The 15,375-nt window shown below is 60.8% G+C and carries 13 protein-coding genes; 7 read left to right on the plus strand and 6 right to left on the minus strand.

Translation table 11 applies throughout. The features are described 5' to 3' along the window. Positions 1-123 precede the first annotated feature (123 nt). Entirely contained in the window at positions 124-1,575 is a 1,452-nt protein-coding gene (gene pyk, locus ACA052_RS23105) for a pyruvate kinase (RefSeq protein ID WP_497646945.1), read from the plus strand. A 158-nt stretch (positions 1,576-1,733) separates the two neighbouring features. On the opposite strand, the gene ACA052_RS23110 is transcribed toward pyk, so the two are convergent. The 3 genes from ACA052_RS23110 to ACA052_RS23120 are packed head-to-tail and all read right to left on the minus strand — an operon-like array spanning position 1,734 to position 4,546. Further along, positions 1,734-2,483: an enoyl-CoA hydratase-related protein gene (locus ACA052_RS23110; RefSeq protein WP_497646946.1), complete on the minus strand. Its 750-nt coding sequence runs from the start codon at positions 2,481-2,483 to the stop codon at positions 1,734-1,736. Positions 2,484-2,511: 28 nt separating this feature from the next. Further along, on the minus strand, positions 2,512-3,447 hold the full coding sequence (locus ACA052_RS23115; protein WP_497646947.1) for an iron-sulfur-binding ferredoxin reductase: 936 nt from the start codon (positions 3,445-3,447) through the stop codon (positions 2,512-2,514). Then, complete coding sequence (locus ACA052_RS23120) at positions 3,440-4,546, minus strand: GGDEF domain-containing protein (protein WP_497646948.1); 1,107 nt, start codon at positions 4,544-4,546, stop codon at positions 3,440-3,442. Before ACA052_RS23120 ends, ACA052_RS23115 begins: the two co-directional genes overlap by 8 nt. 471 nt (positions 4,547-5,017) lie before the next feature. On the opposite strand from ACA052_RS23120, the gene ACA052_RS23125 reads away from it, so the two are divergent. The 5 genes from ACA052_RS23125 (at position 5,018) to ACA052_RS23145 (ending at position 12,266) form a co-directional block, all read left to right on the plus strand. Continuing rightward, positions 5,018-6,541, plus strand: coding sequence for a fumarate hydratase (locus tag ACA052_RS23125; protein ID WP_003214142.1), 1,524 nt, complete (start codon positions 5,018-5,020; stop codon positions 6,539-6,541). Between the two features lie 212 nt (positions 6,542-6,753). Then, a complete protein-coding gene (locus ACA052_RS23130; protein ID WP_497646949.1) occupies positions 6,754-8,520 on the plus strand; it encodes a sensor histidine kinase in 1,767 nt (588 codons plus the stop codon). Next, positions 8,514-9,839: a sigma-54-dependent transcriptional regulator gene (locus ACA052_RS23135; protein ID WP_497646950.1), complete on the plus strand. Its 1,326-nt coding sequence runs from the start codon at positions 8,514-8,516 to the stop codon at positions 9,837-9,839. Before ACA052_RS23130 ends, ACA052_RS23135 begins: the two co-directional genes overlap by 7 nt. 267 nt (positions 9,840-10,106) lie before the next feature. Next, a complete protein-coding gene (locus ACA052_RS23140) occupies positions 10,107-11,426 on the plus strand; it encodes an MFS transporter (protein WP_497646951.1) in 1,320 nt (439 codons plus the stop codon). 210 nt (positions 11,427-11,636) lie between these two features. Continuing rightward, the gene (locus ACA052_RS23145; protein WP_497646952.1) at positions 11,637-12,266 is read left to right on the plus strand and encodes a flavin reductase family protein; all 630 of its coding nucleotides are present in this window, start codon (positions 11,637-11,639) and stop codon (positions 12,264-12,266) included. Between the two features lies 1 nt (position 12,267). On the opposite strand, the gene ACA052_RS23150 is transcribed toward ACA052_RS23145, so the two are convergent. Both ACA052_RS23150 and ACA052_RS23155 read right to left on the minus strand, forming a co-directional pair. After that, entirely contained in the window at positions 12,268-12,498 is a 231-nt protein-coding gene (locus tag ACA052_RS23150; RefSeq protein ID WP_497646953.1) for a hypothetical protein, read from the minus strand. A gap of 41 nt (positions 12,499-12,539) precedes the next feature. Then, entirely contained in the window at positions 12,540-12,893 is a 354-nt protein-coding gene (locus ACA052_RS23155) for a putative quinol monooxygenase (protein ID WP_497646954.1), read from the minus strand. 335 nt (positions 12,894-13,228) lie between these two features. Here ACA052_RS23155 and ACA052_RS23160 point away from each other — a divergent pair, with 335 nt between their 5' ends. Further along, positions 13,229-14,158, plus strand: a complete 930-nt coding sequence (locus ACA052_RS23160) for an AraC family transcriptional regulator (RefSeq protein WP_497646955.1) — start codon at positions 13,229-13,231, stop codon at positions 14,156-14,158. 154 nt (positions 14,159-14,312) lie between these two features. Here the strand turns inward: ACA052_RS23160 and ACA052_RS23165 are convergent, their stop codons facing one another. Continuing rightward, positions 14,313-15,368 carry an ABC transporter ATP-binding protein gene (locus tag ACA052_RS23165; RefSeq protein ID WP_497646956.1) on the minus strand — a complete coding sequence of 352 codons (1,056 nt, stop codon included), beginning with the start codon at positions 15,366-15,368 and terminating at the stop codon, positions 14,313-14,315. Positions 15,369-15,375 lie beyond the last annotated feature (7 nt).

Below are 15,375 nucleotides of genomic sequence, written 5' to 3' on the forward strand. Positions count from 1 at the left end.
TTTGTGAAAATCTTCAGGAATGTTCGTTTTAAAGAAACAAGCGAATAAGTAGTGCACATGAACAATGACTACAACCAGAGAGCATAGTAGCCTCACTCAGCGCTTGAACTCAGGAGTCTTTGCATGTCCGTCCGTCGTACCAAAATCGTCGCTACCCTTGGCCCGGCCAGTAACTCGCCGGAAGTTCTCGAACAGTTGATTCTGGCTGGCCTGGACGTCGCCCGACTGAACTTCTCCCACGGCACTCCCGACGAGCACAAGGCTCGCGCGAAGCTGGTGCGTGAGCTCGCTGCCAAGCACGGCCGCTTCGTCGCCCTGCTGGGTGACCTGCAAGGCCCGAAAATCCGTATTGCCAAATTCGCCAACAAGAAGATCGAGCTGAAGATCGGTGACACGTTCACCTTCTCCACCAGCCATCCGTTGACCGAAGGCAACCAGCAAGTAGTCGGCATCGACTACCCGGACCTGGTCAAGGACTGTGGCGTGGGCGACGAGCTGCTGCTCGACGACGGCCGAGTGGTCATGCGCGTTGATACCGCCACCGCCACCGAACTGAATTGCACCGTACTGATCGGCGGTCCGCTGTCGGACCATAAAGGCATCAACCGTCGCGGTGGCGGCCTGACTGCTCCGGCCCTGACTGAAAAAGACAAGGCCGACATCAAGCTCGCCGCCGAAATGGAAGTCGACTACCTCGCGGTGTCCTTCCCGCGTGACGCCGCCGACATGGAATACGCCCGTCAACTGCGCGACGAAGCCGGCGGTACTGCCTGGCTGGTGGCGAAGATCGAACGCGCCGAAGCCGTGGCTGACGACGACACCCTCGACGCGCTGATCAATGCATCCGACGCCGTCATGGTGGCCCGTGGTGACTTGGGCGTGGAAATCGGCGACGCCGAGCTGGTGGGCATTCAGAAGAAAATCATTCTGCACGCACGCCGCCACAACAAGGCAGTCATCGTCGCGACCCAGATGATGGAGTCGATGATCCAGAACCCGATGCCGACCCGCGCCGAAGTGTCCGACGTGGCCAACGCCGTGCTCGACTACACCGACGCCGTGATGCTCTCGGCGGAAAGTGCTGCCGGCCTGTACCCGCTGGAAGCGGTGCAAGCCATGGCACGCATCTGTGTCGGCGCTGAAAAGCATCCGACCAGCAAGACCTCCAGCCACCGCATCGGCAAGGTCTTCGAAAGCTGCGACCAGAGCATCGCCCTGGCGGCCATGTACACCGCCAACCACTTCCCGGGCGTGAAGGCGATCATCGCCCTGACCGAAAGCGGCTACACGCCGTTGATCATGTCGCGCATCCGTTCCTCGGTGCCGATCTATGCGTTCTCCCCGCACCGTGAAACCCAGGCCCGCGCGGCGATGTTCCGTGGCGTCTACACCGTACCGTTCGACCCGGCATCGTTGCCGCCTGAGCAAGTCAGCCAGGCCGCAATCGACGAGTTGCTCAAGCGCGGTGTTGTGGAGAAAGGCGACTGGGTCATCCTGACCAAAGGTGATAGCTACCACACCATCGGCGGCACCAACGGCATGAAAATCCTGCACGTTGGCGACCCGATGGTCTGAGTGATCGACCACTGAAAAACAAAAGCCCCGCCATGTGAATGGCGGGGCTTTTTGCGTTTTGAAGATCAAAAGATCGCAGCCTTCGGCAGCTCCTACAGGGGATTGCGGTCCATGTAGGAGCTGCCGAAGGCTGCGATCTTTTCGGGCGCACCACACATTCACCGCCGGCGGATAAACCCCGACAACGCCGCAATCGCTTCCGGCGAGCGCAGTCGCTGGGTGAACAACGCGCCCTCTTCTTCGATGACCTTGCGCAACTGCTCCCGACCCGGGGCTTTCATCAACTGCTTGCTGATGCGCACCGCCTCAGGTGGCAAGGCTTCGAAACGCATCGCCATCTCCCGCGCCTTGGCCAATGCGGCTTCGCCGCTGCCGAGCGCTTCAGTGGCAATGCCCCATGCAGCCGCCTGCTCGCCACTGAAGCCTTCGCCGAGCAACAACAATTCGGCGGCTTTCGCGTGCCCGAGCAAATTCGGCAGGATCAAGCTGGAACCGAACTCAGGGCACAACCCAAGATTGACGAACGGCATGCGCAACCGCGAATCCCGGCTGATGTACACCAGATCACAATGCAGCAGCATCGTCGTGCCAATCCCCACCGCCGCACCGGCCACGGCTGCGATCACCGGCTTGCGGCATTCGAGCAAATTGAGCATGAAATGAAAAACCGGGCTATCGAGATTGCTCGGGGGTTGCTGCAGGAAGTCGGCGATGTCATTGCCAGCCGTAAAACATTCGCTGCTGCCGGTGATCAGCACAGCGTTGATTTCGGGATCGCTGTCGGCCTGCTTCAGCGCTTGCGCCAAGTGACTGTACATGGCGCGAGTCAGGGCGTTTTTCTTGTCCGGGCGGTTCAGCCGCAGGGTCAGCAAGCCGCGTTCGCGTTCAATCTGGATGGCATCGATCATGGTCAGTCTCGCGTCTGAAAATCAGCGCTCAACCACGGGGCAGGAAGACATCGGCCAGCAGTTGATTGCGCGGCAGTCCCGCCAGGTAAAGCCGCCGGGCAAAGGCGTCGACACTGTCGGGGGCACCGCAGAGTAAGGCCAGGGTTTGCCGGGAAACAAGCCGCAGTTGCGCCAAAGCTGCTGGCAGCTCGGCCGGGGTCCAGAGCTCGATAATGAGGTTCGGGCGGCTGGCGGCCATGGCTTGCAGGGGTTTGGCCAGATAATGCTCGTTGCCGTCATGGGCCAGGTGAATGACGCGGATAGCGCCCTGATGATCCTGACGCAATGCTTCGCGCAAGACACCGAACAATGGCCCCAGCCCCGTGCCGGCGGCCATCAGCCACAGCGGTCGGTTGTGCCAGTCGGCGTCGTAGTGCAATGCGCCGCCGCGCAACTCACCGAGGCGGATCGAATCACCGATCTTGAATTGGCGGGCGGCGTCGCTGAATGCCCCCGATTGGCGACAATCAAGATGGAACTCCAGGAATCGGTCATCTTCCGGCAGGCTCGCAAGGGAATACGGGCGTGCCACGTGCCCCGTCCACAACACCAGATGCTGCCCGGCGTTGTAGCGTAATGGACGCTGAGTGACCAGGCGCAAGCGCAACACGCTGGCACTCAACCAATCGACGGCGATGACCTCGGCGGGACTCCCGTCCTGCTCCGGGTCAAAGGTGTGGACCTGCAAGTCTTCAGTCACCTGGCACTGGCACGCCAGGCGCCAGCCTTGCTGACGTTGCTCGGCGCTCAAGGCATCGGGTCGGCTGTCGCTGGGCAGTCCTTGCACACACTGCACCAGGCACGCATGGCAACTGCCAGCGCGACAGCTGTAAGGCACCGACACGCCGTTCTGATTCAAGGCATCGAGCAAATTGCTGCCGGCCGCCACCGACCAATGGCGATCGCCGACCCGTAGCTCAGGCATCGACGTTCTCCCATGCCGCCGCGCAACGATTGCGGCCGTCGCGCTTGGCGCGATAGAGCGCCTGATCGGCGCGTTGCAACGCGTCGTCCAGATCATCACCGAGCTCCAGCAGGGTCATGCCGGCGCAAAGGCTGAGATTGCCCACTTTAAGGCCGATCAACTCGACATCGGTGAATGCGATGCGCAGCCGTTCGCAACACGAAGTCAAACGCTCGGCGTTGCAATCGGGTAACAACACCACAAACTCTTCGCCACCGTAACGGGCCAGCACATCACCCTCGCGCAGGCAGGCGGTGGCGACGCCGGCAAAGGCTTGCAGCACCTGATCGCCGGCGGCGTGGCCGTGCACATCGTTGATCCGTTTGAAATGGTCGAGGTCGATCAGTGCCAGGCCATGCACCACCCCGGCTTCCATGGCGTTCAGCTCGCGGGAAGCCAGGCGCAGGAAATGCCGGCGATTGAACAGGCCGGTCAATTCGTCGGTGGCCACCAGGTCTTCAAGCTGGCGCATCATTCCGCGCAATGTGTCCTGGTGGGCCTGCAAAGCGAAGCGCCGCTGACGCATGCGTTGCCTCGAGGCCTGGACGTAACGGGCGTAAAACACCAGCCAGACCAGCACAATAAACAGCACGCACACCTGCAAGACGGCCAGCGCCGGATCGGCCAACTCGAAGTGGTAGCCCTCCCAGAGATTGATCGCGCAGAAGCTGAAGAACACCAATAGCGCACAACGAATCAAGGCTCGTCGGGATAGATGGAACAGGCCGAACATCAGAATCAGTACGTAGAAAACCAGAAACGCGCCGCGCGCCACATCCAGATGGGCGATCAGCCAGGTTTGCCAACACAGCCCCAGCAGCACTTGCGCTTCGGTCAGGCTAGGGTCGCTGAACCGCAGGTTGCAACCTGAATAAAACACCGCAAAAAGCGCCGCCTGGCTGATCACTATCAGCGCACTGCCGGTGGCCACGCTGGCTAAAGACTCATCAAAGTGACCGGTGAAAAACGCCAGCCACAGCAGAATCAAAGCCAGGGCGTAAGTGCCGGCTGCGAGGGCAAAGCGTTTGAGCAGAAGACGTTGGATGGCGTTATGGGTCAATCGTTGACTCACCGTGCGAAGGGAGGCTGTTTGAGTGTCCTACTCTACAGGCCGGATGCCACTTTAGTGGCGTGTCTGATAAATGACCATTCAATTTTAGAGCGAAAAACTGGCGTCAAAACCATGACCCTGCTCGCCCTAAAACACCACCCCTTGTAGCAGCTGGCGAAGCCTGCGTAGCAGTCGTACCACAGACGCCGCGTTTTACCTGACATATCTCGGTGCGCATTTACACGACTGCTGCGCAGCCGAACGCAGGCTTCGCCAGCTGCTACAGGGATTGTGGGCGGTATGCGACCAACGATTGACTGCCGGCGCGTGTACCCGTCAGCGAGCCGCGGTATACTGCCGCGCCTTTTTAGCGTCGCGCCAGCAGCCCCGGCGTGCCTTGAAAGGTGCTTGCAACCGACCGATGCACCCAAGCTGCAAGCACCTTATTGAATGTTCCCGTCTTTTAGAGGAGCGCGACTCATGACCGTGATCAAGCAAGACGACCTGATTCAGAGCGTTGCCGACGCCCTGCAGTTCATTTCCTATTACCACCCCGTTGATTTCATCCAGGCGATGCACGAGGCCTACCTGCGTGAAGAATCGCCGGCAGCCCGCGATTCGATGGCGCAAATCCTGATCAACTCGCGGATGTGCGCCACCGGTCACCGCCCGATCTGCCAGGACACCGGCATCGTGACCGTGTTCGTCCGTGTGGGCATGGACGTGCGTTGGGATGGCGCCACCATGAGCCTGGACGACATGATCAACCAGGGCGTGCGCCAGGCTTACAACCTGCCGGAAAACGTCCTGCGTGCCTCGATCCTCGCCGACCCGGCGGGCGCTCGTAAAAACACCAAGGACAATACCCCGGCCGTTATCCACTACTCCATCGTTCCGGGCAACACTGTGGAAGTGGACGTGGCGGCCAAGGGCGGCGGTTCCGAGAACAAGTCGAAAATGGCCATGCTCAACCCGTCCGACTCGATCGTCGACTGGGTGCTGAAGACCGTTCCGACCATGGGCGCCGGCTGGTGCCCACCGGGCATGCTCGGCATCGGCATCGGCGGTACCGCCGAGAAAGCCGCCGTCATGGCCAAGGAAGTGTTGATGGAGTCCATCGACATTCACGAGCTGAAAAAGCGCGGCCCGTCCAACCGTATCGAAGAGATGCGCCTGGAGCTGTTCGAGAAGGTCAACCAACTGGGCATCGGCGCCCAGGGCCTGGGTGGCCTGACCACCGTGCTCGACGTGAAGATCATGGATTACCCGACCCACGCCGCTTCGTTGCCGGTGTGCATGATCCCGAACTGTGCCGCCACCCGTCACGCGCACTTCGTGCTCGACGGTTCCGGCCCGGCTTCGCTGGAAGCACCACCGCTGGACGCCTACCCGGAGATCGTCTGGGAAGCTGGCCCTTCGGCCCGTCGCGTCAACCTCGACACGCTGACCCCGGAAGACGTGCAGAGCTGGAAGCCGGGCGAAACCGTCCTGCTCAACGGCAAAATGCTCACCGGTCGCGACGCGGCGCACAAGCGCATGGTCGAGATGCTGAACAAGGGCGAAACCTTGCCGGTGGACCTGAAGGGTCGCTTCATCTACTACGTTGGCCCGGTCGATCCGGTGCGCGAAGAAGTGGTTGGCCCTGCCGGTCCGACCACCGCGACGCGGATGGACAAGTTCACCCGTCAGATCCTCGAGCAAACCGGCTTGCTGGGCATGATCGGCAAATCCGAGCGCGGCCCGACCGCGATCGAAGCGATCAAGGACCACAAGGCCGTTTACCTGATGGCAGTCGGCGGCGCGGCGTACCTGGTGGCGCAAGCCATCAAGAAATCCCGCGTGGTGGCGTTCGCCGAGCTGGGCATGGAAGCGATCTACGAGTTCGACGTTAAAGATATGCCGGTGACCGTTGCGGTGGATAGCAAGGGTGAATCGGTACACATCACCGGTCCTGCCATCTGGCAGAAAAAGATCAGTGAAAGCCTGGCGGTAGAAGTGCAATAAGCGCTTCGACCGGCTAAGCAAAGGCGACAGGGGTCACGCTCCTGTCGCCTTTTTTATGGTTGTCCTGTAGGAGCTGCCGCAGGCTGCGATCTTTTGATCTTGATCTTCGGCGGTATCAAAAAAATCAAGATCAAAAGATCGCAGCCTGCGGCAGCTCCTACCAGGCCCCGTGTTATGGTGCGGCCCCCTGTAAACATTGTGTAATGCCCGGCATGTCTGAGTTTTCCCGTCCCCTGCGCCTGGCGCTGTACACCGTTGTAATCCTCGCCGGTGCAGCCATCGCCGCTACCCTGGCCATGCGTCACGCCGAGCGTCAGGCCCTGGTGGAAGACGCCGCCCGCGCCAATCAGCAACTGGGCTTGTACGCCACGTCCCTGCACACCCTGATCGAACGATACCGCGCCCTGCCCGCCGTGCTGGCGCTGGACCCGGAGTTGCGTTCGGCACTCAACGGTCCGGTAACCCCCGACCAGCAGGACGTGCTGAACCGCAAACTGGAAAAGATCAACGGCGCGGCCGAGTCCTCGACCCTGGAACTGCTCGATCGCACCGGCCGTGCCGTGGCGGCGAGCAACTGGCGCTTGCCCAGCAGTTACGTCGGCCACAACTATGGCTTTCGCCCCTACTTCAGCCAGACCCGCACCCAGGGCACCGGGCGCTTTTATGCGGTGGGGGTGACCAGCGGGATTCCCGGTTATTTCCTGTCCAGCGCCGTGACCGATGACGGTGGGCAGTTTCTCGGCGCGATGGTGGTCAAACTCGAGTTTCCCGAACTGGAACGCGAATGGCGCCAGGGCAGCGACACGCTGCTGGTCAGCGACGCACGCGGCATCATTTTCATCGCCAATCAGCCGGGCTGGCGTTATCGCCTGTTGAAACCGTTGAGCGAGAGCGATCACGTCGAACTCAAGGCCACCCGCCAATACGACAAGCAACCGCTGACCCCGCTGGCTTATCAATCGCTGCGCCGTTTCGACGACAACAGTGATCTAGCGCGAGTCGATGGCCCAAACGGCCAGAAGGATTACCTGTGGGAATCCCTGCCGCTGTCCGCCGAAGGCTGGACTTTGCATTTGCTGCGCCGACCGCAAGTCGCCTTCGAAGACAGCCGCAACGCCGCGCTTGCCGCTGCCGGGGTGTGGCTGACACTGGTGTTCCTGTTGCTGTTTCTCAACCAGCGCTGGCGTCTGGCGAAAATGCGCCAACGCAGTCGCGAAGAGCTCGAGCAATTGGTGGAAGAACGCACCCGCGATTTGCGCACCGCTCAGGACGGTCTGGTGCAATCGGCCAAGCTCGCTGCCCTCGGCCAGATGTCTGCGGCGCTGGCCCACGAAATCAACCAACCGTTGACTGCCCAGCGTATGCAGCTCGCCACGCTGAGGCTGCTGCTCGATCACGGCCGCGTCGACGACGCTTACAAGGCGCTCAAACCGGTGGATGACATGCTGACACGCATGGCTGCCCTTACCGGCCACCTGAAAACCTTCGCCCGCAAAAGCCCCAGCGGCTTGCGCGAACGCCTCGATCTTGGCGCCGTGGTCGACCAATCGTTGCAACTGCTCGATACACGGCTGCGCGATGAACAGGTCAGCACGGTGCTGCACCTGACACGCCCGGCCTGGGTGCGTGGCGATGCGATTCGTCTGGAACAGGTGCTGATCAATCTGCTGCGCAATGCGCTGGACGCGATGCAGGATAAACCGTGCAAGCGCCTGGAAATCCGTCTCGAAGCCGACGAGCAACTCTGGCGCCTGACCGTTGCCGACAACGGTGGCGGCATCGCCGAAGAAAACCTGGCGAAGGTGTTCGATCCGTTTTTCACCACCAAAGCGGTGGGCGATGGCCTGGGCATTGGCTTGGCGGTATCGTTCGCCATCGTTCACGAGTCGGGCGGCCGCCTGAGCGCGGACAATCAGGGCAACGGCGCAGCGTTCACCATGACGCTGCCGATTGATCGGGAGGTGACGGGCGCATGCTGAATTCAGTGATGGTGGTCGACGATGAAAGCAGCATCCGCAGCGCCGTCGAACAATGGCTGAGCCTGTCAGGTTTCGAGGTGCAGCTGTTCAGCCGCGCTGATGAGTGCCTGGCGCAGTTGCCCAGGCATTTCCCCGGGGTGATTCTCAGCGATGTGCGCATGCCCGGCATGACCGGTCTGGAGTTGCTGGCCGAGGTTCAGCGCCGCGATGCCGACCTGCCGGTGATCTTGCTGACCGGGCACGGCGATGTGCCGATGGCCGTCGATGCGATGCGTGACGGTGCCTACGACTTCCTCGAAAAACCGTTCAGCCCGGAAACCCTGCTCGGCAGCCTGCGCCGCGCGCTGGACAAGCGCCGGCTGGTGCTGGAAAACCGTGCCTTGCACGAACAGGCGGACAATCGGACCAAGCTCGATGCGACGCTGCTGGGAGTGTCCCGTGGCTTGCAGACCTTACGCCGACAGGTGCTGGAGTTGGCGGGGCTGCCGGTGAACGTGCTGATCCGCGGTGAAACCGGCAGCGGTAAAGAGTTGGTTGCCCGTTGCCTGCATGACTTTGGCCCACGCGCCAACAAGCCGTTTGTGGCGCTGAATTGCGCGGCGATTCCCGAGCAGTTGTTCGAAGCCGAGTTGTTCGGCCACGAAAGCGGCGCCTTCACCGGCGCTCAGGGCAAGCGCATCGGTAAGCTTGAATACGCCGATGGCGGCACGCTGTTTCTCGATGAAATCGAAAGCATGCCTCTGGCCCAGCAGGTGAAGTTACTGCGGGTGTTGCAGGAGCAGAAGCTGGAGCGATTGGGGTCGAACCAGAGCATTCGCGTGGACTTGCGGATCATCGCCGCGACCAAACCGGACTTGCTGGACGAGGCCCGGGCCGGGCGTTTTCGCGAAGACCTGGCCTACCGCTTGAATGTGGCCGAGTTGCGGCTGCCGCCGTTACGCGAGCGGCGCGAAGACATTCCGTTGCTGTTCGAGTCATTCGCCCAGCATGCCGCCGAACGGTTGGGCCGAACGTTTCCACCGTTGACCGGCCCGCAGTTGAGCCATCTGCTGAGCCACGACTGGCCAGGCAATGTACGCGAACTGGCGAACGTCGCCGAGCGTCAGGTATTGGGACTCGGTGAGCCTGTGCCTGCGGGCGTCGATCCTGGACAGTCGCTGGCGGCGCAGCAGGAAGCGTTTGAAGCGCACTGCCTGCGCGCGGCGTTGAGCCGGCATAAAGGTGATGTGAAAGCAGTGCTTGAAGAACTGCAACTGCCGCGTCGGACCTTCAATGAAAAGATGCAGCGGCATGGATTGACCCGGGAGATGTTTGTGTAATTGACGGTGAAGATCAAAAGATCGCAGCCTTCGGCAGCTCCTACAAGGGCCACGCGAATTCATTTAGGAGCTGCCGAAGGCTGCGATCTTTTGATCCTATAGGCGGATTTCTGCTCACACCCCATCAAAGACAAGCGGATTTCCGCTCACCGAAGCTCCAAAACCCCTCTAAACCGCCCCTCCTCCCCTTGGCACACCTCCTGCTATAGCCCCCACAGGCTGCGTTTCAACGCGCTCCACAAAAACAATTAAACGAAGGATCCTTCAATGGATAACTCCAATGCCTTGCCCCTTGGGTCGGCTGCCGTGCCCGCCAAAGAAAGAACCACTTCCAGCCGGATCAAATCGATCTTCAGCGGCTCCGTCGGCAACATGGTCGAGTGGTACGACTGGTATGTCTACGCGGCCTTCTCCCTGTACTTCGCCAAAGCCTTTTTCCCCAAAGGCGACACCACCGCACAACTGCTGAACACCGCCGCGATCTTCGCCGTGGGGTTCCTGATGCGCCCGATCGGTGGCTGGCTGATGGGGCTCTACGCCGACAAGGCCGGTCGTAAACGCGCCTTGATGGCTTCGGTGTATCTGATGTGCTTCGGCTCGCTGCTGATCGCCCTGAGCCCGGGTTATGAAACCATCGGCATCGGCGCGCCGATCCTGCTGGTGTTCGCTCGCCTGCTGCAAGGCTTGTCGGTCGGTGGCGAATACGGCACCTCCGCCACTTACCTCAGCGAGATGGCGACCAAGGAACGTCGCGGCTTCTACTCCAGCTTCCAGTACGTGACCCTGATCTCCGGCCAGCTCATCGCGCTGGCGGTGCTGATCGTGCTGCAACAGACCCTGACCACCGAGCAACTGTACGATTGGGGCTGGCGCATCCCGTTCGCCATCGGCGCGCTGTGTGCCGTGGTCGCGCTGTACCTGCGTCGCGGCATGGAAGAAACCGAGTCGTTCACCAAGAAAGAGAAGGCCAAGGAAAGCGCGATGCGCACCTTGATGCGCCATCCGAAGGAACTGATGACCGTCGTCGGCCTGACCATGGGCGGCACCCTGGCGTTCTACACCTACACCACGTACATGCAGAAATACCTGGTGAACACCGTCGGCATGAGCATCTCCGACTCCACCACCATTTCGGCGGCCACGCTGTTCCTGTTCATGTGTTTGCAACCGCTGGTGGGCGGGCTGTCGGACAAGGTCGGTCGCCGGCCGATCCTGATTGCCTTCGGCATCCTCGGCACGCTGTTCACCGTGCCGATCCTGACCACCCTGCACACCGTCCAGAGCTGGTGGGGCGCGTTCTTCCTGATCATGGCGGCGCTGATCATCGTCAGCGGCTACACCTCGATCAACGCCGTGGTCAAAGCCGAACTGTTCCCGACCGAAATTCGTGCGCTAGGCGTCGGCCTGCCGTACGCGCTCACCGTGTCGATCTTCGGCGGTACGGCTGAATACATCGCGCTGTGGTTCAAGAGCATCGGCATGGAAACCGGTTACTACTGGTATGTGACGGCGTGTATCGCGATGTCGCTGCTGGTGTACGTGACCATGAAAGACACGCGCAAGCATTCGCGGATCGAGACTGACTGAGTCCACCAACGCGACAAAAACAGGGGCAGACCTTAGCGGGTCTGCCCCTTTTTCGTTGAATCGACACAGCCCCCTGTAGGAGCGAGCTTGCTCGCGATGAACGACAACGATAACGTGGGCCGCCTGAAGAAACGCGTTGCCCAAACGTTTTTCGCGAGCGAGCTCGCTCCTACAGAACGCCACCCGAACAACGCCCCAGGACACCCTTCCATGCCCGACGACATCCACTTCTACGAACCAGCGAATGGCCACGGCCTGCCCCACGACCCGTTCAACGCCATCGTCGGCCCGCGCCCCATCGGCTGGATTTCTTCGCAGGATGCCGAGGGTCGCCTGAACCTGGCGCCCTACAGCTTCTTCAACGCCTTCAACTACATTCCGCCGATCATTGGTTTTTCCAGCGTCGGGCGCAAAGACAGCCTGAATAACATCGAACAGACGGGCGAATTTGCCTGGAACCTGGCGACCCGGCCACTGGCCGAGCAGATGAACCAGAGCTGCGCCATGGTCGGGCCGCAGGTCAATGAGTTCGAGCTGTCGGGGCTGACAGCGGTCGCGTCGAAAATCATCCAGGTGCCACGGGTTGCCGAATGCCCGGTGTCCTTCGAGTGCAAGGTCACGCAGATCATTCAGTTGCAACGGGCGGATGGAGAAGTCGTGCCGAGCTGGCTGATTCTCGGCGAAGTGGTCGCCGTGCATATCGCCAAGTGGCTGTTGAAGGATGGCGTATACGACACCGCCGCGGCAGAACCGATTCTGCGCGGCGGCGGGCCAGCGGATTATTTCCAGCTGGGGCCTGAGGCGTTATTCAAGATGTATCGCCCGGGGGCGAAAAGGTAATTCACCACAGCAGGTCGGTGTCTTCTTTGACGTCCTTGAGGCGGGTCAGCTCTTTGGCGGCGGCCAGGTCAGCCTCGTTTGCCGTTTTGAAGATCTGGTCTTCGAGGACTTTGTGAAAACGCGGTGCGCCTGAACCACCCAGCGCTTTGACAGCGATTGCGGCGTGGTAACCGCCCTCGCCCGGTACTACAGCGGAAACAGCTTCGAAATGATCAAAGGCTTTGCGTGCCATGTCGCGGATCCTGGCTGATTGAGAGTGGGGCCATTAAACCCTCAACCCGCCATTTTGTGTACCCACGACTGGGACTGACCGAGCGCCTGGGCGGCAGACACGTCCTTGAAGGTGTGAAAATCCAGGCTATTGACCACCAGTTCCTGCACCAGCTCGGCAAAAATTTCCATCGCCGGGGTATTGAAGTAGGCCGTCATGGCCTGTTGATGAGTCCAGAAGCCGGACACCAGCCACAACTCGGGATCGCATTGCGAGTGTTGCAAGGCAAAGCTCAGGCAACCCGGTGCGCTGCGCGATGGTTCGATCAGGGCACTGAGGCGCACACCGAGTTCGGCCGAACGCCCGACGCGGGCGCGGACAAAGGCCATATGACTGACGGGGATCTGCGTAGACATGTTCAACCCTCCCAGGTAGTCGAGTGGCAGCCGGGGGACGGGCTGCGACAGGATCAAAGGTTAAGCGCGCCGGGAGAAGCACGGTTAGTCGATTCCTGCCGGCTCATTGCACAATCCTGCGCGGCTGCATTCCGCACCTGTAACAACGTGTGAATCCTGGCACAGGAGGCAAACACGACTTTCAAGCAAGTTTCCCCGGCAGGGGTCTGCCATAGACGTGCAACCGTTCAACCCCGTGCAGTATCAGGCAAGCTTGAGGCAGGATGTGTCTACCGCTTCGTCTTGCACAAACTTAAGCTGCGCTCATTACCACTGCTTCGCCGAGGATGCCCTGCATGTCGTCGCTCGATCATTTCCAAGCCCCGCTGGATGCCGAGATGGAGAAACAGCGCGCGGAACTGGCCGCCATCATCCGCCGCAACACGCAAGAGGATGGCAATTATGCGACTGCCGTCGGCTCGCTGTTCATGTCGCGACACGGTCAATCGCATGACTTTGCCCCGGTGCTGGCACAACCGGCGCTATGCATCATGGCGCAAGGGCGCAAAGAGGTGCGGCTGGCCGATGAATACTTCAATTACGATCCGCTGAATTACCTGGTGGTGTCGGTCTCGATGCCGCTGAGCGGACGGGTGGTGAATGTCACGTCTGAAGAACCGATCCTGGCGGTGCGGCTGGACATTGATCCGGCAGAAATCACCGCGCTGATTGCCGACGCCGGGCCTTTGGGCGTACCGACCCGGCCTACGGGGCGCGGCTTGTACGTCGAGCGGATCGACAGCGCGATGCTCGACGCCGTGCTGCGCCTGGCCCGACTGCTGGATACACCGAAAGACATCGCGATGCTCGCGCCGCTGATTCGCCGGGAGATTCTATATCGGTTGCTGCGCAGCCAGCAGGGTCATCGGCTGTATGAAATTGCCATCGCCAATAGCCAGAGCCATCGCATCAGCCAGGCGATCAAATGGCTGAACGGCAACTATGAGCAGCCGCTGCGTATCGATGATCTGGCGAAGGAAGTGAACCTGAGCGTGTCGACGCTGCACCACCGGTTCAAGGCGATGACGGCGATGAGTCCGTTGCAGTATCAGAAGCAGTTGCGGTTGCAGGAGGCGCGGCGGTTGATGCTGGCGGAGGGGCTGGAAGCGTCGGCGGCGGGGTATCGCGTGGGGTATGAAAGCCCTTCGCAGTTCAGCCGGGAGTACAGCCGGTTGTTCGGGGCGCCGCCGTTGCGGGATTTGGCGCGGCTGCGGCTGAACGTCTGATCTGAATTTTTAGGGTGCGGCCACTGGCCTCTTCGCGGGCAAGCCCGCTCCCACATTGAATCTCCTGTGAACACCGAATTTGTGAACACCAAAGATTAAATGGGGGAGCGGGCTTGCTCGCGAAGAGGCCAGCCAGGACAACATCGAAGCTGAATCAGGCGCCGAGTACGCGGCAAGCCTCAGCCGGCAATGTCACCGACACCGGATTGCCAATGCTCAACCCGAAACCCTGACACGGCGTGCTCAACGCCGTAAACGACACACCCGAACACTCCACGGTCGTCTCGATCGTTGCGCCGATATCGCGCACAAACGTAACTTTGCCGAGCAACCGGTTACCCGCCGTTGCCTGTGGGTGCGACAGCTGCAGATCCTCAGGGCGAATCAACATCTTCACTTTCTCACCGACCACGATGCTGCTGCAGATCGGTACTTCCAGCGCATCGCCACCGGGCAAACCGACCTTGCCGTTACCCAGCGCGGTAGCGGGGAAGATATTGCCCGAACCGATAAAGTCCGCGACAAACTCGTTGGCCGGGTGCCGGTAGATTTCAATCGGCGTCCCCACCTGCTGCACACGATGCTCACCCAATACCACGACGATGTCGGCCATGGTCATGGCTTCACGCTGGTCGTGGGTCACCATGATCGTGGTGATGTTCAAGCGCTGTTGCAACTGACGGATTTCCACCTGCATCGATTCACGCAGCTTGGCATCCAGCGCCGACAGCGGTTCGTCGAGCAACAGGATTTTCGGGTGCGAGGCAATCGCCCGCGCAATCGCCACGCGCTGACGCTGACCGCCTGAGAGTTTCGCCACCGGGCGATCAATCATTTCCTGCAGCTGGATCAGTTCCAGCAATTCCACCACACGCTTCTGCTGGTCAGCCTTGCTGACGCCGCGCAGTTTCAACGGGTAGGCGATGTTCTCGCCGACCGTCATGTGCGGGAACAGCGCCAGGGATTGAAACACCATGCCGAAATTGCGCTGGTGCGCCGGCGTATGGCCGATGTCTTCACCGTCCAGGCGAATCTCGCCGCCAGACAGGGTTTCAAGCCCGGCGATCATCCGCAGCAAGGTGGTTTTGCCGCAGCCCGAAGGGCCGAGAAAACACACCAGTTTGCCTTCCGGCAAATGCAGGTTCACATCCTTTACCGCGCAGGCCGTGCCGTAATGTTTCTCGACGTTTTCCAGAATCAGACCAGACATATGAATC

The sequence above is a fragment of the Pseudomonas sp. LBUM1644 genome, assembly GCF_059716195.1.